We start from the raw sequence: 19,635 nt of genomic DNA, 5'->3' as shown, positions 1-19,635 counted from the left end.
CTCCGTCTAAGTAGCCAGTCTCCTGCCAGGGAACGTTCAGGTTCCGGGAAATCCGTGACTGTCTGGGTGATTTGTCCCGTCTAGGGCTTGCGCTGACCCCTCGCCGGTATCGCCACGTTTGGGTGCCTTCGCGGGCACGAAGAAGGGCCCGGCGGTGGCCGGGCCCTTCACGAAGCGGACTGGGTCAGCGGTAGAGCTCGCCGTTGGGGCCGACGATCTTGCCCGACCACACGTTCCTGGCCGCGTTGTACACCGCGGCCGTCTCGCCGTCGAAGTACGGCGAGGTGATGTAGTCGATCCGGTCGTTCCCGTCCTGGTCGGCGAAGGTGCTGGTCACACCGTTGACGTAACCCACCCGCTTGGCGTTGCTGTACTGGGTGAGCCACGGCCCGCCGTCGTAGCCGGGGGTCACGGCGCACTTGAGCCCGATGTGCTCGTTGATCTTCAACCAGGAGGCGCCGACGGCCTTGGCGGTGGTCCTGCCGTAGCAGTGCTTCGGGGTGACGCCGCTGTACGGCCTGCTGCCGTCGGGGTGCGGCGCGGCGGGGTAGCCGAAGGTGCGCACGGTGCGGTTGGCGGGCTGGTTCCAGGCGAAGCCCTGGCCGCCCACGTTGTCGCCGAGCCGGCCGACGTCCCTGGACTTCAGGATGTAGCGCTGGCCGCCCCAGGACCGCTTGGGGCCGCTGAAGCGCTGGTAGTCGCGCCGGTTGACGCGCTCGGCCCCGGTGAACTGGATGCCGTTGTAGACCGTGACGAACGCGTAGTCGCGGTCGTAGTCCTCGTAGACGTCGAAGTCGTAGTGGGTGAAGGCCTGCTTGCCGACGTAGATGCCCCAGGGGGTCTTGCCCTGGTAGTAACCGGGCACGAAGACCCAGTTGTTCAGCAGGGCCTTGTTGCTCTCGGTGTCGTACACGCAGTGGCCGGCGGTGGCGACCAGGTTGCGGTAGTTCGACTGGATGGACGTGGCCGAGCACCAGCGGAACTTGCCGGAGCCGTCGACGAAGAACACCTTGCCGACCGTCTTGGGCAGGTTGACGTTCTGCGAGCCGCCCGCGGCCTTGTTGCCGCTGGTGGGCGCGGCGGTGCCGGGCCTGCCGTCAGGGCTGTAGCCGCCCTTGGAGACGACCTTCCTGACGTCCTTGGAATCCCAGGTGTAGGCGGTGGCGCGACGGAGGGCCGCGCCGTTCGAGGCGAACCAGAAGGACGCGACCGAGGCCGCCTGGCTGGTGTTCCTGGCCATGGGGTCGTTGGCGACGTCGCCGGCGGCCTGCGCGGTGCCGCTGAGGCCGGCGAGCAGCATGCCGGTCGCCACGGTGGCGCCGCCGACGGGGAGGAGGATTCGCTTCAAGGTAACTCCAGGCTTTGCCTTACGCTGGCGCGGCGCCTTGGTGCGCCCCGGATGCCAGCAAACGGACAGCCGGAACCGTACAGCGTCGATCCTGGTCACGCGGGTTCCCGCCGGGCGCGGCCGGCGCGTGGAACGCCGCCGTGACCGTACCGAGATCAATGTCTGGGCTGATCGCCCGGAGTGACCGAGCGGTAACGTGTTAACTAGATCACATTTGCCGGGGTCTTCTGCGCGGCGGCGTGCCGGTAGACGTCTCCGGCGGCGGCCGTGAGGTACGGCGAGGACACCGCGTCGAACTCGCCCTTCGCGTCCCGGTTCCAGGTCAGGCTGTTGACGCCGATGAGGTTGCCCAGGTTGTTGTGCAGGCCAGTGATCCATGGGCCGCCGCTGGCGCCCTTGCTGAAGTTACAGGGGTGGAGCTGCACGCCGTGGTCGAGGTCGAGGCTGGGGGCGACGGCCTTGCGGGTGCCGCCCGCGCAGCTTTTCAGCGTCTGGCCGTTGAAGGGGCGGCTGCCGTCGGGCTGCGGGCCGGCGGGGTAGCCGAAGGCGTGCACCTGGGCGAGCGGCGGCTTCTTGGCCAGCTCCAGGCCGAGCCCGCCGACGTTGTCCTGCAGCCGGCCGACGTCCTTGGCCACGTAGGTGTTGCCCTGCTTGACCCAGGTGAAGCCGCGGTGGACCGTGACGAACGCGTAGTCGAAGTCGTAGTCGTTCTTGCCGGCCCAGTCTTCGTGCATGCTGATCGAGGAGCCCACGTAGATGCCGTGCGGTGTGGTGCCGTCGGCGCCGGGCTCCGGGACGAAGATCCAGGAATCGGCCTCTTTGCCCTGGCGTGCGTCGTAGGCGCAGTGTGCGGCGGTGGCGACCACGCTGTGGTTGCCGGCCGCCACGGCGGCGGCCGAGCACCAGTACTCCTTGGCGCCGAGCCGGAAGAAGACCTTGCCGGTCGTGCTGGCCCGGCCCGTCTTCGGCGCCACGGCGTTGACCGGGCCGGCCGCCTTGCGCAGGGCGATGATCCGCTGGCTGGTCACCGTGCCGCCGCCCGCGGTGCCGGACTTCGGCGCGCCGTTCGAGGTGGGGGCGGCGGGGGTGTAGCTGTCGGCCTTCTTGAGCTTCTCGGGCTTCCAGTAGTCGGCGACCTTCAGGACGTCCGCCTTGGTCTTGGCGAGTGAGACGTGGAAGACGTGGCTCGCCGCGGCGGCGTTCGCGCTCCCGGTGAACGCAGGCAGCATCAGCAGCGCGCCGCTGACGGCGGCGGCTAGCAGGTGCCTGGCCCGGGAGATCATGAAAGTGCCTTTCTGGGGTTGTAACGGTGGATTTTTCCAGATCAACTGGGGCTATTGCAGCTCGGATGGAGATTCGTTATCTGAGCAAGCGTGACTTGCGTCGCATAAGAACCATGTCAAGCGTGCTGGAACGTGCCTATAAACGATCTTCATTGTATGACGTCATCCCAGCTAGACGCCGGATTTGCGAGGCCAATTCGCGATGGTCGACGGTCAAATGGCGGAAGGTCACGTTCGCGCGGAAGATGTTCTTCCCGGCGTGGCGGATTCGGTGATCACTCGGCCCGGCCTCCGGTGCTGGTCGAAACCGTTCCTTATCAACCGAATCTTGTTCTGGTTGGATGGAGGGCATGGATCCACGCACCCCCTGCCTCATCGGCGAGGCCCAGCGCACCGTCCGCGAGCAGCCCGGCCCTGAACCGCTCGACCTGTGGGAGGAGACGGCGCGGGCCGCCGCGGCCCAGGCGCGGCTCCCGGTGGAACGCCTCGAATCGATCCAGATCGTCCACACGGACTCCTGGCAGTACGACACGCCCACCGGCCGGCTCGCCGAGCGGCTCGGCGCCACTCCGGGGCACACCGCGTACTCGAAGGTCAGCGGCACCGCCCCGCAGACGCTCATCGGCGAGGCGGCGGCCCGGATCGCGGCCGGCGAGCTCGACTCCGCGCTGATCACCGGAGCCGAGGCGCTGGCCACCCGCCGGGCGTACCGGCTGGCGGGCGAGCACGCGCCGTGGAGCCATGCCGCCGACCCGAGGCCGCCGTACGCCTGGGAACGGCCGCCGCACCCCAGCGAGCTGGCGCACGAGCTCTTCCTGCCCGTGCACACGTACCCGATCATGGAAACCGCCCGCCGCGCCGCCCTCGGCCACACGATCGAGCAGGAGATGCTCGACCGGGGCCGGATGATGGCGCCGATGACGCGGGTGGCCGCCGCCAACCCGCACGCCTGGCGGCGCACCCCGCGCACCTCCGAAGAGCTGATCGACGGCAACCGGTTCGTCGGCTGGCCGTACAACCGGAGCACCGTGGCCGTGATCGAGGTCGACCAGGCGGCGGCGGTCGTGCTGGCCAGCACCGCGCTCGCCGACCGCCTCGGGGTGCCCGCCGACCAGCGCGTCTACCTGCGCGGCTGGGCCTACGCCGAGGACACGTGGGAGGTGGCCGCCCGGCCCGCGCTCGGCGCCTCGCAGGCCGTCGGGAGGGCCGCCGAGTCCGCGTTCGCCAGGGCCGGGCTCACTCTGGACGACATGCGCGCGCTCGACGTCTACAGCTGCTTCGCCATCGCGCTGCGCCAGGCGTGCGACGCGATCAAGCTCGACCCGATGGACCCGCGCGGCCTCACCGTCACCGGCGGCCTGCCGTACGCGGGCGGCCCGGCCAGCGACTACGTGCTGCACTCCACCGCCACCATGGCCGGCCTGCTGCGCGCCGGCGGCGGCCACGGGCTCGTCACCGGGGTCGGCATGCACCTGACCAAGCACACGTACGCGATCTGGTCCACGGAGCCGGGCGGTGTCCTGGGCGGGCCGGAGCCGGTCTTCACCGCCGAGCCGGTGCCGATCGCGGACTCGTACGAGGGACCGGCGGTCGTGGCGGGATACACGGTCGCCTACGACAAGGACGGCGTGCCGTGGCGGGGCATCCTGGTCGCCGACCTGCCGTCGGGGGCGCGGGCGTACGCGCACGTGACCAGGGAGGAGCTGATGGCGGACGCCGTGTCGCGGGAGCTGGTGGGGCAGCGGGTCGAGCTGACGACGGACGGCAAGGTCAATGTGGCGAGTTGGTGAGGTGGCAAAGATGGTGCAAAGATTGTGATCGCTCGACTACGCTTCGCTATTGACATTTAAATGTCACTGGCGGACGCTGGAGTCATGCGGAGGACCACGGTGCGCATCGACGAGACACTCCTCAACGAGGCGAAGGCGTACGCGGCCAGAAACGGACGCAGTCTCAACTCAGTGATGGAGGACGCCTTGCGTCAACTACTCAACCGTTCCACCGACACGGTGGAGCGCCCCCAGATCAACCTGCCCCTCTCCGGGGCCGAGGACGGGCCGACGCTGACCTGGCACGAGATCCAGGAGATGCTTGAACTGGATGACATCGAGCGTGTGGTGGGGGTGCGGCAGCATGAGGATGCTTGATGTCAACATCCTGGTCAACGCGCAGCGGCGGGACATGGAGCACCACGAGCAGTGCCTCGCCGCCCTCAAGGAGCTCCTCTACGGGGAGGAGTCCTACGCGGTGAGCGACTTCGTCATCAACGGCTTCATCCGCATCGTCACCGACCCGCGCATCCCAGGCTCGACGCCCTTCGAGACGGCCAGACAGTTCGCCGAGAGCGTCCGTGGCCAGCCACACGCGGTGACGATCCACGCCGGGTCCCGGCACTGGGAGATCTTCACCCGGCTGTGCGTCGCATCCGACGCGAAAGGAAAGCTCGTGCCCGACGCGTATCTCGCCGCGCTCGCCATCGAGCACGGATGCGAATTCGTGACCTGTGACCGGGATTTCGCCAAGTTCGAGGGGTTGCGCTGGCGGTCGCCGCTCAACTGAACTGAGGGCAGTACAACTCGCTAGCGAGGTCCGTCGTGGCCGATCAGTTCGATGTCATCGAAGCGGGCGAGCGCGACCGCCGCCGTCCGATCGGGCTGCTGGTCGTGCTCGCGCTCCTGGGCGCGTCCGTCGCCGGCCTGATCCTCAGCCGCGGGCCCGAACCCGCGCCCGAGCGGGAACCGCCCCGCGAGGCCGCCGCCCCCATCCGGTCGCTCACCCGCCTCGACAGCCGCCCCAACCTGCTGCATCCGGAAGCGGACGAGAAGAAGGGCACGGCGCGGATCGAGGTGACGTTCCCCGACGGCGTCCGGGCCACCGTGCGCTACCCCGCCGAGCTCCGCCTCGACCGGCTCGGTTTGCGACCGTTCCAGGGCGTGTGGGTCGACGACGAGTTCCGCCAGCTCACCGCCCCCTACAACGGCGAGCTGGAGATCACCCGAGGGGGCGAGCCGATCAGGTCGTTCGGCGACAACGTGACGCTCTGGCCACGTCAGGCGGGCAGCGGCTCGTTCGGGCAGGTGCTGCTGTTCGCGTTCGGCCCGTGGCGGATGGCCATGTACGACCGCCCGCCCGGGCTGGGGTTCGACCAGCGGCTGGCGGTCGCGAGCGGGGTGCGCGGCCGGGTGACCGGTGACGGCCACCTGGTGCTGTCCGGCGCCGGGCGGGTGCGGCTGGCCGCACCGGGCGACACCGAACGCGGCGAACCGGTGGGCCCGCAGCTCTGGTTCGGCGGCGGCGCGACCGACATGGTGGCGCTCATCCCCACCCCCGGCTGCGAGAAGACGCGCGGCCTGCCCCGGGGCGTCCGGGGGCGCGGACACCCGGTCGCGGACGTGTGCCGTGACGGGATGCGCGTGGTAGCGATGGGCGACGACGCGTTCGTCGGCAAGGCGCTCGACGGCATCCGGATCAGCGTCAAGTAAGGTGCGGCCATGTTCGCCGTTACCGCCACACAGACCGATCCCGACAATCCTCTCGCCGGCCTGACCCTCGGTGAGCGCCCCGAGCCGAAGGTCCCCGACGGCTGGACGACCGTCTCGGTGCGGGCGGCCGCGCTCAACCACCACGACCTGTGGACGCTCAAGGGCGTCGGCATCAGGCAGGACCGGCTGCCGATCGTGCTCGGCTGCGACGCGGCCGGCGTCGACGAGGACGGCAACGAGGTCGTCGTGCACGCGGTGGTCGGCATCGGGGCCGACGAGACGCTCGATCCGAAGCGGTCGCTGCTGTCGGAGGTGTACGACGGCACGTTCGCCGAACGCGTGGCCGTGCCCCGCCGCAACCTCGTGCCCAAGCCGGCCGCGCTCTCCTTCGAGGAGGCCGCCTGCCTGCCCACCGCGTGGCTGACCGCGTACCGGATGCTGTTCGACAAGGCCGGGCTGGAGCCCGGCTCGACCGTGCTCGTGCAGGGGGCCGGCGGCGGCGTCGCCACCGCGCTCATCGCGCTCGGCCGGGCGGGCGGGTTCCGCGTGTGGGCGACCAGCCGCTCCGAGTCCAAGCGGGAACGGGCCCGCGAGCTCGGCGCCGACCAGGTCTTCGAGTCCGGCGCGCGGCTGCCCGAGCGGGTGGACGCCGTGATGGAGACGGTCGGTCAGGCCACCTGGGACCATTCGCTCAAGTCGCTGAGGCCGGGCGGTCGGATCGTGGTCAGCGGCGCCACCAGCGGGGCGGTCCCGCCGGCCGACCTGAACCGGGTCTTCTTTCTGCAGCTCTCGGTGGTCGGCTCCACCATGGGGACCCGCGACCAGCTCCAGCGGCTGGGCGTCTTCCTGGAGCAGACCGGGGTCCGGCCGGTCGTCGACCGGACGATGCCGCTCGCCGAGGCCCGGGACGGGTTCGCGGCCATGCACGAGGGCGACGTCTTCGGCAAGATCGTCTTCACCGCCTGACCTCGGAGGGCGCCTGGTCCCGGGTGGCGGGGGACCAGGCGCCCTCCGGCGGATCATGACCGCAGCGTGTCACGCACCCGGGCGGACGTCTCGTCGAGCGTGCGCCGCAGGTCGTCGAGCTTCTCGCGGGTGATGCTGGACTCCGACGCCTCCTCGCGGACCTTCGCCACGAAGTCGGCGAGCGCCTCGCCCAGCTCGTCGTCCAGCTCCGCCCGGCTCTCCGGCGCGCCGCCGACCGTGCGCCACACCTCGGTCCAGATGCGCCGCCACTCGCCGGCCAGCCGCTCGCTCTCGCCCTGCCAATGCTGGGCGTGCTCGCTCCACTGGCGCTTCTGCTCCTCCTTGAGCCGGGTGAACTCCTGCTTCTGCCGCTCACGCGTACGGCGGACGTCGTCGCCGGTGCCGGTGCGCACGTCCCTGGCCATCCGCGTCAGCTCTTCGCGCAGCGACTTGACGGTGTCGCGGACGTCCTCCTTCACCTCGCGGGCGATGTCGCGTACCGAGGCCGAGATCTCCCGCTCCAGGTCGTCGAGCTCGTCGAGGCGGGCGTTCAGCTCCTCGCGGCCCTTGTCGGTGATGGAGAACACCTTCTTGCCGTCGGCCACCTCGTGCGTGACCAGGCCTTCGGCCTCCAGGCGGGCCAGGCGCGGGTAGATGGTGCCGGGGGAGGGCGAGTAGACGCCGAGGAAACGGTCCTGCAACAGCCGGATGACCTCGTACCCGTGGCGGGGGCTCTCCTCCAGCAGCTTGAGCAGGTAGAGCCGGAGCCGGCCGTGGCCGAAGACGGGACTCATTGCTTCTCCCTCTTGAGCAGCGTGACTTCGCCGGAGACGGTCGTCGCGGAAAGGGAGGCCATGCCGCCGCCCAGCCGCCCCGACATCGACCGGGCGCCGGGGCCGCCGGTCTGCGACACCTCCTCGAAGGCGCTGACCAGGCGGCCGGACGTCGACCTGATCGTGACGTCCGTCGCCGCGTTCTCGGGCAGCCGGACCAGGATGGAGCCGGAGACCGTGTTCAGCGTGACGTAGCCGGTCGGCTTGAGCGCGAGGTCGGCGGTGATGCGGCCGGAGACGGTGTTGGCGCGCAGCCTGCGCGGCAGGCCGTCGGCGACGGTCAGGTCGCCGGAGACGCTCTTGAACGACAGATCGCCCTCCATCGCCCGGCTCTCCACCGCGCCGGAGGCGGTGGTGGCGCTCACCTCACCGCTCACGCCGTCGAGCACGATCTCGCCGGACACGCTCTTGACCTGCGTCGACGCCTCGAACCCGGCCACCACGGCGGACGCCGACACGACTCCGGCGTTGACCGCGCAGCGGCGCGGCACGGTGAGCGTCGCGACGGTCCTGCGCCGGTCGCGGCGCAGCCAGCCGAGCATCCCGTCCCAGGTCAGATCCTTGTACGTGACGCTCAGGCGCCGGGCGTCCTCGTCGTAGGTGACCAGCAGCGGTGAGGCCGAGTCGAACTCGGCCACTTCGAGCGCCGGTGGACCGTCGCTGGCCAGCACGGCGAGCCTGCCCGCCACGATGCGCACGTCGAGGGCGTCAACGTGCCCGAACGTGAGCTGCTCTGGACTCTCGATGGTCCACTGCCGCATGATCCCGCCCTCTCTGGCGACGCATCTTGACAGTGAACACGATATGTCGCGTCCGCCGAAATCTCAAGATGTATCGCGTCTACGGGCGGGCGGGTGTCACTCGTCCTCGTCGTCGAGCCTGGCCAGCCAGGTGGCCAGACGCTCGACCGGTGTCTCGAACTCGGGGTTGAGATCGACGAACTCGCGCAGCCGCTCGCCGAGCCAGAGCAGGGTGACCTCCTCCTCGCCCCGGCGAGCGACCAGCTCCTCGATCCCCCGATCCGTGAAGTACATCGTGCTCCGTCTCCTCGACTCTCCAAGCGACCCGCACGTCCCGGCGGGGAGCGCGGCGAAAGCAGTCGGCCCCCGCCGGGGCGGGGGCCGACTCACGTGATCAGGTCAGCCGTAGACCTGGCGCAGGATCTCCTCCAGCTCCGCGTCGTGGGCGGCGTGCGAGCCGGCCGCGGGCGAGCTGTTGGCCGGACGGGAGACCCGCCGCAGGGGGCGGCCGCCCAGCAGCTGCGGGTCCTCGGCCAGCTTGAGCGACAGGTAGGGCCACGGACCCATGTTGATCGGCTCGTCCTGCACCCAGAGCAGCTCGGCCTGCGGGCCGAACCGGGCCAGCTCGGCGTCGAGCTCCTCCTTCGGGTACGGGTAGAGCCGCTCCACGCGGACCAGCGCCACGTCGTCGCGGCCGTCGGCCTCCCGCTTGGCCAGCAGGTCGTAGTAGACCTTGCCGGAGCACAGGACCACCCTGGTGACCTTGCCCGGGTCGATCAGCGTCTCGCCGATGACCGGCTGGAAGGTGCCCGAGGTGAAGTCGGCGGCCTTCGAGGTGGCCCGCTTGTGGCGCAGCAGCCACTTCGGCGTGAAGATGACCAGCGGCTTGTGCCGGCCCGACTTCACCTGCCAGCGCAGCAGGTGGAAGTGGTTGGCCGGGGTGGTCGGCTGCGCGACCGTCATGTTGTCGAGCGCGCAGACCTGGAGGAACCGCTCGATGCGGGCCGAGGAGTGGTCGGGACCCTGACCCTCGTAGCCGTGCGGCAGCATGAGCACCACGCCCGAGCGCTGGCCCCACTTCTGCTCACCGGACGAGATGAACTCGTCGATGATCGTCTGGGCGCCGTTGACGAAGTCGCCGAACTGCGCCTCCCACAGCACCAGCGCGTCAGGGCGTACGACGCTGTAGCCGTACTCGAAGCCCAGCGCCGCGAACTCGCTCAGCAGCGAGTCGTAGACGTAGAACTTGGTCGTGCCCTGGTTGAACGCCTTGAGCGGGGTGTGCTCGGCGCCGGTCACGCGGTCGACCAGCACGGCGTGGCGCTGGGTGAACGTGCCGCGGCGGGAGTCCTGACCGACGAGGCGGACCGGGTGGCCGTCGATGAGCAGCGCGCCGAACGCCAGCGTCTCGCCCATGCTCCAGTCGATGGAGTCCTGCTCCACCATCTGGCCCCGGCGCTGCAGCACCGGCGCGAGGCGCGGGTGCACCGTGAAGCCCTCGGGCAGGCTGAGCTGGGTGTCGACGATGCGCTTGAGCGTCTCGTCGGTGATCGAGGTCGCCGTGTCGGCGTGGGACCACTTGACCACCTCGGTCGGCGGCACCCGCATCGCCCCCGCCTCCAGCGGCTTCTTCGCCGCCTCGCGGGTCTCGGTGAACGCCTGCTCCAGCTTGGCCTGGTAGTCGCGGAGAGCCGACTCGGCCTCCTCGACCGTGATGTCGCCCCGGCCGATCAGCGCCTCGGTGTAGAGCTTGCGGGTCGAGCGCTTGGCGTCGATGAGGTCGTACATCAGCGGCTGGGTGAAGGCCGGGTTGTCGCCCTCGTTGTGGCCGCGGCGGCGGTAGCAGATGAGGTCGATCACGACGTCCTTGCGGAACGCCCGGCGGTACTCGTAGGCCAGCTCGCCCACGCGGACCACGGCCTCGGGGTCGTCGCCGTTGACGTGGAAGATCGGCGCCTGGATCATCCGCGCCACGTCGGTCGCGTAGACCGAGGAGCGGGACGAGGCGGGCGAGGTGGTGAAGCCGACCTGGTTGTTGACCACGACGTGGACGGTGCCGCCGGTGCGGTAGCCGCGCAGCTGCGACAGGTTGAGCGTCTCGGCCACGACGCCCTGGCCGGCGAAGGCCGCGTCGCCGTGGACGAGCACCGGCAGGACCGTGAAGCCCTCCTCGCCGCGCTCCAGCAGGTCCTGCTTGGCGCGGACGACGCCCTCCAGGACCGGGTCGACCGCCTCCAGGTGGGACGGGTTGGCCACCACCGACGTGGTGATGGTCTTGCCGCTCGGCGCGGTGAACTCGCCGGAGGCGCCCAGGTGGTACTTCACGTCACCGGAGCCGTGGGCGGTGCGGGGGTCGATGTTGCCCTCGAACTCGCCGAAGATCTGCCCGTAGGACTTGCCCACGATGTTGGCCAGCACGTTGAGCCGGCCCCGGTGGGCCATGCCGATGACGACCTCGTCGAGGCCCTCGTCGGCGGCGTCGCTGATCACCGAGTCGAGCAGCGGTATGAGGGACTCGCCGCCCTCCAGCGAGAAGCGCTTCTGGCCGACGTACTTGGTCTGCAGGAAGGTCTCGAACGCCTCGGCGGTGTTGAGCCGGCTCAGGATGTTGAGCTGCTCGTCACGGGCCGGGGAGGCGTGCGGCTTCTCCACCCGCGCCTGGATCCAGGCCCGCTCCTCGGGGTTCTGGATGTGCATGTACTCGATGCCGACGGTGCGGCAGTAGGAGTCGCGGAGCACGCCCAGGATCTCGCGGAGCCGCATCAGCGGGCGGCCGCCGAAACCGCCGGTGGCGAACTCGCGCTCCAGGTCCCACAGGGTGAGCCCGTGGGACTGGATGTCGAGGTCGGGGTGCTTGCGCTGCTTGTATTCCAGCGGGTCGGTCTCGGCCATGAGGTGACCGCGCACGCGGTAGGCGTGGATCAGCTCCAGCACCCGGGCGGACTTGGACACGTCGTCGTCGTGCGAGGCCGAGACGTCCTGCACCCAGCGGACCGGCTCGTACGGGATGCGCAGGGCTTCGAAGATCTCGTCGTAGAAGCCGTTCTCGCCGAGCAGCAGCTGGTGGATCGTGCGCAGGAAGTCGCCCGACTGGGCGCCCTGGATGATCCGGTGGTCGTAGGTGCTGGTCAGCGTGATGACCTTGGAGACGGCCAGGCGGGAGAGCGTCTCGGGGGAGGCGCCCTGGTATTCGGCGGGGTACTCCATCGCGCCCACGCCGATGATGGTGCCCTGGCCGGGCATCAGGCGGGGCACGGAGTGGACGGTGCCGATCGTGCCGGGGTTGGTCAGCGAGATCGAGGTGCCGGCGAAGTCGTCGACGCCGAGCTTGCCGGCGCGCGCCTTGCGGACGATCTCCTCGTAGGCCATCCAGAACTGCCGGAAGTCCATCTCCTCGGCCGCCTTGATCGACGGCACGAGCAGCTGGCGCTCGCCGTTGCTCTTCTGCACGTCGATGGCCAGGCCGAGGTTGACGTGCTCCGGCTTGACCAGCGTGGGCTTGCCGTCGACCTCGGTGTAGGAGTGGTTCATGTCCGGCATGGCCGCCAGCGCCCGGACCACGGCGAAGCCGATCAGGTGGGTGAAGGAGACCTTGCCGCCGCGACCCCGCTTGAGGTGATTGTTGATCACGATGCGGTTGTCGACCATCAGCTTGGCCGGGATGGCCCGGACGCTGGTGGCGGTCGGGATGGCCAGCGAGGCGTCCATGTTGACGGCCGTGCGCGCCGCGGCGCCGCGCAGCTTGACCTCCTCGGCGCCCTTGGGCACCGGGGCAGACGGCTGCTTCGGCTTCACGGCGGCCGGCGCCGCCTTGGGTGGTGCCGCCTTGGGCGGCTCCTTCGCTGGTGCTGCGGGGGCGGGCGCGGGCGCGGTAGCCGTGCCGTTCGCCGCCTCCCTGGCCGGGGTGCGCCCCGGTCCGTAGTCAGGGTTGTAGTCAGCGAAGAAGTTCCACCAGGCCTTGTCTACAGACTCGGGGTCTTGGAGGTACTTCTGGTACAGCTCGTCGACAAGCCATTCATTCTGACCAAAGCTTGCCAGCGGGTTTGTCCGCGACGACTCAGACGACACGGCGGAAATCGCCCTCTTCCGCAGATCGGCGTTGATGATAGAGAACTTGTCCAAGGCTACTCGCCCGGACCGGCACAGCGCGCAGCCTAGGCCGTTGCGCCACGGCTGATCCTCTCAGGGGTGTCCAAAGAGGTCACGCCTCCCTCGTCAGTACAGGCGGTGCTGAAAATATTACCGTTTGGTATCAACATCATTGGATGGTGTTTACTTCCCGCTTGATACAAGCCTGGTGGTGATGCGGACCTCGGGAGTGAGCCGGGTCAGCAGGTCGGCGAGCTCCTCGCCGGCCTCCTTCAGCTCCTCCAGCGTCATCGGCTCCAGCCGCTCCAGCAGGAAGATCGCGTTGGTGGTCTCCTCGGTGAGCCGGGTGCGCACCACCTGGCGCCAGTTCCACCTGCGGCAGGTCACGCCCACGTCGTCGCGCCAGATCACCTCGCCGGGCTCAGGCTGCCCCAGCGCCTCCTCGGACGCCTCGTCGCCGGTCGCCCTGACCAGGCGGGCCGGGCCGGAGTAGCGGTCGAGGTCCTCGCCGCCGATGGGCAGCGCGTGTCTGACGCTGACGGAGTTGTAGGCGTCGACCACCAGGTTGATCTCCGGCAGCGGCAGCCTGCGGGTGAGCGCGTCGACCGACGGGCGGGTGCGCTGCGGCTTGGCGCCGAAGGCGCGGTAGGCGTCCTTCCAGGCGTCGATCTTGGCGTCCTGGACCGGCCGCGCCGCCTCGGCCGCCTCGGCGAGCCAGGCGCGGGACCGGTCGTCGGTGGGCCCGTTGCGCAGGCCGAGGGCCGTCATCGCGAGCACCGTGAAGTCGGGGCGGAGCGCGGCGACCGCGTCGTCCACCCAGATGTCGTCCAGCATCCGCCCAGTCTACCGATCTCGGAAAACCGCAAAATTGCCTTTGCAAAAAACTCTTTGCGGTTTACGCTCGATCGTATGGAAGAGCAGTACACGATCAGTGACCCGCGGGTGCTCAAGGCGGTCGCCCACCCGCTGCGGGTGCGCCTGCTCGGCCTGTTGCGCGGCGACGGGCCGGCCACCGCGAGCGAGCTGGGCCGCAAGGTCGGCGAGAGCTCGGGCTCGACCAGCTACCACCTGCGCGAGCTGTTCAAGTACGGCTTCATCGAGGAGGACGCCGACCAGCGCGACGGCCGCGAGCGCCGCTGGCGCGCCCGCCACCGCTACACCTCGTGGGACGCCGTCGAGCTGTCCGCCAGCGCCGAGGGCCGCGAGGCGCTCAGGATCATCCACCTGCGGCAGGCCGAGATGGTCGGGCGGGTGATGGAGGAGTACGGCCAGGCCGGCTGGTCCGAGGAGTGGGCGGACGTCTCCGGGATGAGCGACCACCTCCTCACGCTGCCGCCCGCCGCGCTCCGCGAGTTCAAGGACCGGGCCGAGGAGCTCCTGCGCGACCTCGTCGCCCGCCACGCCGGCGACCCCGGCGCCAGGAAGGTGCACGTCTGGCTGGGCGCCGTCCCCCGCACGTCCCAGGAGGAGGAGTCATGACCGCCCGTTCCGCGTTACGCCGCTACACGCTCGTCTGCTTCCTGGCCTGGTTGCCGGTCGGGCTGCAGGTCCCCTCGATGGTGCTGCTGATGACCGAGAGAGGTCTCGGCCTGGCGCAGATCGGCCTGGTGGTCACGGTCTTCTCGACGGTCACCGTGGCGCTGGAACTGCCCACCGGCGGCCTGTCCGACGTCGTGGGGCGGCGCGTGATGCTGGCCGTCTCCGCCGTGTTCCTGACAGCGGCGCTCCTGCTGATGAGCGTGTCCACGGCGTTCTGGATGTTCCTGGTCAGCGGGGCGCTCAAGGGCGTCGCCAGGGCCCTGTCCAGCGGTCCCGCCACGTCCTGGTACGTCGACACGCTGCACCGCCTCGAAGGGCGCGACGCCGACCTCAAGCCGGGGCTGTCCCGCGGCGCGGCCATGGAGTCCGTGGCGCTCTGCCTCGGCGTGCTGGCCGGCGGCGCCCTGCCGCTCGTGGTGCCGCCTGAGCTGGTGTTCCCGCTGGCCGCGCCGAGCCTGGTGGGCGCGGTGGCGGCGGCGGTCCTGCTGGCGGTCGTGCTCCTCGCGCTGCCCGAGCCGCCGCATGCCCGCAGGTCGCTCGGCGGCGTGCTGCGCGAGGTGCCCGCCACGGTCGTCTCCGGGGTGCGGCTGGCGGCCGGCGGGCGCGTGCTGCGCCGCCTGATGCTCGCGTCCGCGGCCTCGGGCGTGATGCTGATGTCGATCGAGCTGCTCACCCCGGGCCGTCTGGCCCAGCTGGCGGGCACGGCCGAGCAGGGCAGCACGGCGTACGCGGTCGTCGCCGCGCTGGGATTCGCCGGCAGCGCCGCGGGCAGCGCGCTGGCGCCCCGGGCCGCCCGCCTGGCCGGTGGCTCTGCCAGGGGAGCGATCGCCGGCCTCGTGGCGACCGCGCTCTCCGTCGGCGCGCTGGCCGCGACGGCCGGGCTCGGCGGCGCGGCCGGGCTCCTGACCGCCGGCGCGGCCTACGTCGCGCTGTTCGTCGGCTCCTCGGTGACCGGGCTGCTGTGCCTGGAGATGACCCACAACGCCGTCACGGCCGCCGAGCGCACCACCGTCACCTCCACGTCCTCGCTCTCCCTGCAGTCCGGCGGCATCCTGGCCAACCTGACGCTCGGCACGCTCGCCGTGCAGGCCGGCGTGGCCGCCGCCTGGGGGGTGAGCGCGGCCGTGGTGCTGGCCTCGGCGCTGCTGTTCGTCCGGATGCCGGTCACAGGCTCCAGTCGAGCTCCGGTCCCAGCGGGACGAGCCGGTTCGGGTTGATGGTCGTCTGGGTCATGTAGTAGTGGCGCTTGATGTGGTCGAAGTCCGTGGTCTCGCGGAAGGCCGGGATCGCGTACAACCTCCTCGCGTACGCCCACACCGCCGGATAGTCCGTCAGCCGGCGGACCGAGCACTTGAAGTGCGCGTAGTAGACCGTGTCGAACCTCGCCAGCGTCGTGTAGGCACGCACGTCGCTCTCGGTCAGCCGGTCGAACAGGAACTCCGACCCCGTCAGCCGCTCCTCCAGGAAGTCCAGCGTGGCGAACACCCGGCGCACCGCGTCCTCGTACGCCTCCTGGCTCCTGGCGAAGCCCGCCTCGTAGACCGCGTTGTTGAGGCCGTGGTAGAGGCGGTCGTTCACGGCGTCGATCCCGTCGCGCAGCTCCTTCGGATACAGGTCGGGCGTGCCGCCCCAGCGGGTCTCCAGATCCAGGGTGATCTGCGGGAAGTCGTTGGTGACGATGCGCCGTTCCTTGACGTCCCACACGCACGGCACCGTGTGGCGGCCCTCGAAGCCCGGGTCGGTGGCCAGGTAGAGCTCCGACAGGAACCCGCCGCCCGGCACCCGCCAGCCCCGCTCGTCCCTGATCGGGTCCACGATCGCGACGTCGAGCAGGTCCTGGAGGCCGAGCAGCTCGCGGACGATCAGCACCCGCTGCGCCCACGGGCAGGCGTAGGAGGCGTAGAGCCGGTAGCGGCCCGGCTCGGGCGGCCCCAGCCGGTCGGTGAAGTGGTTGGCCTGCCTGACCCAGCGCCCGTCACGTACCGCGTCCATGACCCCAGTAGAACATGGTTCGGGAAGTACGGGCAGAATCACGGGCATGGCGAAGTTCGTGGTGACCCCCTCCAGCGAGAAGCAGCGTGCGGCATGGACGGGCGGCGGCATCCCCGAGGTCGAGCGGGTCCGGCCCGGTCTCTGGTCGATCCCGGTGCCCATCCCGATCAACCCCCTGCGGTACGTGCTCGTCTACGCGCTGGAGCTGGCCGACGGCGTGGCGATCATCGATGCCGGGTGGGACACCGACGAGGCGTACGAGGCGCTGACGGCCGGGCTCGGCGTGGCCGGCTACACGATCGCGGACGTCAAGGCGGTGCTCGTCACCCACATCCACCCCGACCACTACGGGCTCGCCGGGCGGGTCCGCGAGGCGTCGGGCGCGTGGATCGGGCTGCACCCCGCCGACGCCGGGCTGCTGCGCGAGCGGTACGACGAGGAGTTCATCGACGCGCTCGTCGCCAAGGAGCGCGCGCAGCTCCTGCGGTGCGGCGTGCCCGCCTCGACCGTGGACGAGCTGGCGGGCGCGTCCATGATGATCCGCACCTTCGTCACGATGGCCGCGCCCGACCGGCTCATCGAGGACGGCGACCGGCTCGACCTGTCCGGCTGGGACCTGCGCGCGGTGTGGACCCCGGGGCACTCGCCCGGCCACCTGTGCTTCGCCGAGTCGTCCAGGAAGCTGCTGTTCACCGGCGACCACGTGCTGCCCAGGATCACCTCCGCCGTCGCCGTGCACCCGCAGTCGGCGCCGAACCCGCTGGCCGACTACCTGGACGCGCTGGCCGCCCTGCGCGCGTTCGACGTGGAGGAGGTGCTCCCCGCGCACGAGTACCGGTTCCTGGAGCTGGCCGGGCGGGTCGACTACGTGATGGAGCACCACCGCGAGCGGCTGGCCGAGATCGAGGAGGTCGTCTCCGGCACGGACGGCGTCACCTGCTGGGACGTGGCCACCAAGCTCACCTGGTCGCGGCCCTGGGAGTCGATCCCGTCGTTCATGCGCCGCGCGGCCGGCAACGAGACGCTCGCCCACCTGGTGTGGCTGGAGTCGCGCGGCCGGGCCCGCCGCCTGCCGGGCGAGCCGGAGCTGTGGACCCGAGCTGAGGGCTGACCGCGGGGCGCTGGGTTATCGTGCAGGTAACAGAATGTTGTTCTCCTGTGCTGGAGGTTCGATGCTGCGGTTCGATGACAGGGTCGCGATCATCACGGGGGCCGGGCACGGCCTCGGCCGCTCACACGCGCTGCTGCTGGCCGAGCGCGGCGCCAAGGTGGTCGTCAACGACCTCGGCGGCGCGCTCGACGGCACCGGCGCCTCGACGGGCCCCGCCGCCGAGGTGGCAGAGCTGATCACCAAGAACGGCGGGCAGGCGATAGCCAGCACCGACAACGTCGCCACCCCCGAGGGCGCGCGGGCGATCGTCAAGTCCGCGGTCGACGCCTTCGGCAAGGTCGACATCGTGATCAACAACGCCGGCATCCTGCGGGACAAGTCCCTGGGCAAGATGACGGTCGAGGACTTCGACAACGTGCTCGCCGTGCACGTGCGCGGGTCCTTCCTGGTCAGCCAGGCCGCCTATCCGCACATGAAGGAGGCCGGCTACGGCCGCGTCGTCAACACCTCCAGCCCGGCCGGCCTGTTCGGCAACTTCGGCCAGGCCAACTACTCCACGGCCAAGATGGGCCTGGTCGGGCTGACCAAGACCATCGGCATCGAGGGCGCGCGCAACGGCATCAAGGCCAACGCCATCGCCCCGATCGCGTGGACCCGGATGACCGAGGCGCTGCTGCCCGCGGAGTTCGAGGCCAAGTTCACCCCGGAGCGGATCAGCGCCCTGGTCGCCTACCTGGTGCACGAGTCGTGCGAGGTGAGCGGCGAGGTGTTCAGCGTGGGCGGGGGCCGGGTGGCCCGGGTGTTCGTCGCCGAGGGGCCGGGCTGGAAGACCGACGACCTCACGCCCGAGTCGATCGCCGACCACTGGGACGAGGTCATGGCCGAGCAGCCGTACGTCCAGTCGGCCACGGAGTCCATGCAGCGCATGCTCTGATCGCGGCACGTCAAGGCCGGGCGGGGGGACCCCCGTCCGGTCTTCGTCATGTCCGGCCAATCAGACTTTGTTCGATGAACGGCGTAAGTATGGGGAGTTATGTCACCTCGCCCTCTTGAATTGCGCGTTGTGTGATCTTATTGTCGCGGCATGACCCTCGCCCCGGGCTCGCCCGGTGACGTCCTGACGCTCATCAGCGCAGGCTCAGCCACGACCCGTTCCGATCTCGCCCGGCTCACCGGCCTGGCCCGCTCCACGATCTCGCAACGGGTGGACGCGCTGATCGAACGCGGGCTGGTCGAGGAGACCGAGAGCGGCGAGTCCACCGGCGGACGGCCGCCGCGCCAGCTCCGCCTGCACGCCGAGGAGCACGCGTTCGCCGGCGTCGACCTGGGCGCCACCCACTGCCGGATCGCGCTCATGGACATGACCGGCGACCTGCTCGCCCAGTGCGAGGACTCACTGCTCATCGGCGAAGGCCCGGAGAAGGTCCTGGCCCACGTCGACGGGCGGATCGACCGGCTGCTCGCCGAGGCGGGCCGGCCCAGGGCGGCGCTGCGGGTGATCGGCATGGGTGTGCCTGGGCCGGTCGAGTTCGCCACCGGCCGGCCCAACAACCCGCCGATCATGCCCGGCTGGAACGACTACCCGATCCCCGACTACTTCCCCGGCGTCGACGTCCTGGTCGACAACGACGTGAACGTGATGGCGCTCGGCGAGCACCGCAACGCCTTCCCGGCGGCCCGCCACCTGCTGTTCGTCAAGGTCGGCACCGGCATCGGCTGCGGCATCGTGGCCGAGGGCACGCTCCACAGGGGCGCCCAGGGCTCGGCCGGCGACATCGGCCACATCCGTGTCAGCGGCCACGAGGAGTCCGGCTGCCGGTGCGGCAACAGCGCCTGCCTGGAGGCCGTGGCGGGCGGCGCGGCGGTGGCGCGCCGGCTCACCGAGCTCGGCGTCCCCGCCGAGACGGGCGCCGACGTCGTCGCCCTCGTCCAGGCCGGCAACACCCAGGCGCTGCGGCTGGTCCGCGAGGCCGGACGGCTCATCGGCGAGGTGCTCGCCAGCCTGGTCAACTTCTTCAACCCCGAGGCCATCGTCATCGGCGGCGCGCTCTCCCGCGTCCACGAGCACCTGCTCGCGGGCATCAGGGAGACGATCTACCGCCGCTCGCTGCCGCTGGCCACCCACCATCTGTCGATCGTGCCGAGTCGCATGGGAGTCGACGCCGCGGTCATGGGCGCCGGAATCCTGGCGATCGAGCACTACCTGTCCCCGGACAACATCAACAAGATCGTCAACGCCTGAAAGGGAGCCC

18 protein-coding genes are annotated in these 19,635 nt (G+C 70.4%); 10 read left to right on the top strand and 8 right to left on the bottom strand.

The window, feature by feature from the left end:
- Positions 1-184 precede the first annotated feature (184 nt).
- The gene (locus tag KME79_RS33250; protein WP_219548944.1) at positions 185-1,348 is read right to left on the bottom strand and encodes a trypsin-like serine peptidase; all 1,164 of its coding nucleotides are present in this window, start codon (positions 1,346-1,348) and stop codon (positions 185-187) included.
- A gap of 203 nt (positions 1,349-1,551) precedes the next feature.
- Positions 1,552-2,631: a trypsin-like serine peptidase gene (locus KME79_RS33245; RefSeq protein ID WP_219548942.1), complete on the bottom strand. Its 1,080-nt coding sequence runs from the start codon at positions 2,629-2,631 to the stop codon at positions 1,552-1,554.
- Positions 2,632-2,981: 350 nt separating this feature from the next.
- Between KME79_RS33245 and KME79_RS33240 the strand changes: the two genes are divergently transcribed.
- The 5 genes from KME79_RS33240 (at position 2,982) to KME79_RS33220 (ending at position 7,079) form a co-directional block, all read left to right on the top strand.
- Positions 2,982-4,421, top strand: coding sequence for a TLP1 C-terminal extension domain-containing protein (locus tag KME79_RS33240; RefSeq protein ID WP_219548940.1), 1,440 nt, complete (start codon positions 2,982-2,984; stop codon positions 4,419-4,421).
- A gap of 99 nt (positions 4,422-4,520) precedes the next feature.
- Positions 4,521-4,778 carry a hypothetical protein gene (locus tag KME79_RS33235; protein WP_219548937.1) on the top strand — a complete coding sequence of 86 codons (258 nt, stop codon included), beginning with the start codon at positions 4,521-4,523 and terminating at the stop codon, positions 4,776-4,778.
- On the top strand, positions 4,765-5,190 hold the full coding sequence (locus KME79_RS33230) for a type II toxin-antitoxin system VapC family toxin (protein ID WP_148029363.1): 426 nt from the start codon (positions 4,765-4,767) through the stop codon (positions 5,188-5,190). Before KME79_RS33235 ends, KME79_RS33230 begins: the two co-directional genes overlap by 14 nt.
- A 35-nt stretch (positions 5,191-5,225) precedes the next feature.
- Positions 5,226-6,113, top strand: a complete 888-nt coding sequence (locus KME79_RS33225; protein WP_219548932.1) for a hypothetical protein — start codon at positions 5,226-5,228, stop codon at positions 6,111-6,113.
- A gap of 9 nt (positions 6,114-6,122) precedes the next feature.
- Positions 6,123-7,079 carry a zinc-binding dehydrogenase gene (locus KME79_RS33220; RefSeq protein ID WP_219548928.1) on the top strand — a complete coding sequence of 319 codons (957 nt, stop codon included), beginning with the start codon at positions 6,123-6,125 and terminating at the stop codon, positions 7,077-7,079.
- A gap of 53 nt (positions 7,080-7,132) precedes the next feature.
- Here the strand turns inward: KME79_RS33220 and KME79_RS33215 are convergent, their stop codons facing one another.
- From KME79_RS33215 to KME79_RS33195, 5 genes are all read right to left on the bottom strand, one after another.
- On the bottom strand, positions 7,133-7,873 hold the full coding sequence (locus KME79_RS33215; protein WP_148029366.1) for a PadR family transcriptional regulator: 741 nt from the start codon (positions 7,871-7,873) through the stop codon (positions 7,133-7,135).
- Positions 7,870-8,673 (bottom strand): DUF4097 family beta strand repeat-containing protein, encoded by an 804-nt coding sequence (locus tag KME79_RS33210; RefSeq protein WP_219548924.1) that lies wholly within the window; start codon positions 8,671-8,673, stop codon positions 7,870-7,872. The genes KME79_RS33215 and KME79_RS33210 overlap by 4 nt, the downstream gene beginning before the upstream one ends.
- A gap of 96 nt (positions 8,674-8,769) precedes the next feature.
- Entirely contained in the window at positions 8,770-8,946 is a 177-nt protein-coding gene (locus KME79_RS33205) for a DUF6104 family protein (protein WP_187280957.1), read from the bottom strand.
- Positions 8,947-9,051: 105 nt separating this feature from the next.
- On the bottom strand, positions 9,052-12,720 hold the full coding sequence (locus KME79_RS33200) for a multifunctional oxoglutarate decarboxylase/oxoglutarate dehydrogenase thiamine pyrophosphate-binding subunit/dihydrolipoyllysine-residue succinyltransferase subunit (RefSeq protein WP_219548922.1): 3,669 nt from the start codon (positions 12,718-12,720) through the stop codon (positions 9,052-9,054).
- A gap of 204 nt (positions 12,721-12,924) precedes the next feature.
- Positions 12,925-13,575 (bottom strand): B3/B4 domain-containing protein, encoded by a 651-nt coding sequence (locus KME79_RS33195; RefSeq protein WP_219548919.1) that lies wholly within the window; start codon positions 13,573-13,575, stop codon positions 12,925-12,927.
- Between the two features lie 75 nt (positions 13,576-13,650).
- On the opposite strand from KME79_RS33195, the gene KME79_RS33190 reads away from it, so the two are divergent.
- Both KME79_RS33190 and KME79_RS33185 read left to right on the top strand, forming a co-directional pair.
- The gene (locus KME79_RS33190; protein ID WP_148029370.1) at positions 13,651-14,220 is read left to right on the top strand and encodes a winged helix-turn-helix domain-containing protein; all 570 of its coding nucleotides are present in this window, start codon (positions 13,651-13,653) and stop codon (positions 14,218-14,220) included.
- Positions 14,217-15,497, top strand: coding sequence for an MFS transporter (locus KME79_RS33185; RefSeq protein WP_219548914.1), 1,281 nt, complete (start codon positions 14,217-14,219; stop codon positions 15,495-15,497). The genes KME79_RS33190 and KME79_RS33185 overlap by 4 nt, the downstream gene beginning before the upstream one ends.
- Here the strand turns inward: KME79_RS33185 and KME79_RS33180 are convergent.
- Entirely contained in the window at positions 15,445-16,272 is an 828-nt protein-coding gene (locus KME79_RS33180) for a glutathione S-transferase family protein (protein ID WP_148029372.1), read from the bottom strand. The two genes, KME79_RS33185 and KME79_RS33180, sit on opposite strands and share 53 nt — an antisense overlap.
- Positions 16,273-16,318: 46 nt before the next feature.
- On the opposite strand from KME79_RS33180, the gene KME79_RS33175 reads away from it, so the two are divergent.
- The 3 genes from KME79_RS33175 to KME79_RS33165 all read left to right on the top strand — a co-directional run bounded on the left by KME79_RS33175 (position 16,319) and on the right by KME79_RS33165 (position 19,625).
- The gene (locus tag KME79_RS33175; RefSeq protein ID WP_219548909.1) at positions 16,319-17,383 is read left to right on the top strand and encodes an MBL fold metallo-hydrolase; all 1,065 of its coding nucleotides are present in this window, start codon (positions 16,319-16,321) and stop codon (positions 17,381-17,383) included.
- Between the two features lie 61 nt (positions 17,384-17,444).
- Complete coding sequence (locus KME79_RS33170; RefSeq protein ID WP_148029374.1) at positions 17,445-18,317, top strand: SDR family oxidoreductase; 873 nt, start codon at positions 17,445-17,447, stop codon at positions 18,315-18,317.
- Positions 18,318-18,467: 150 nt separating this feature from the next.
- Positions 18,468-19,625 carry an ROK family transcriptional regulator gene (locus KME79_RS33165; protein ID WP_219548903.1) on the top strand — a complete coding sequence of 386 codons (1,158 nt, stop codon included), beginning with the start codon at positions 18,468-18,470 and terminating at the stop codon, positions 19,623-19,625.
- The last annotated feature ends 10 nt before the right edge of the window (positions 19,626-19,635 follow it).

Origin of the sequence: Nonomuraea harbinensis (genome assembly GCF_019396385.1) — a bacterium.
GTDB lineage: Bacteria > Actinomycetota > Actinomycetes > Streptosporangiales > Streptosporangiaceae > Nonomuraea > Nonomuraea ferruginea.
Note: the sequence above shows the minus strand (reverse complement) of the source record. Positions and strands in the feature narration are given on the sequence as shown.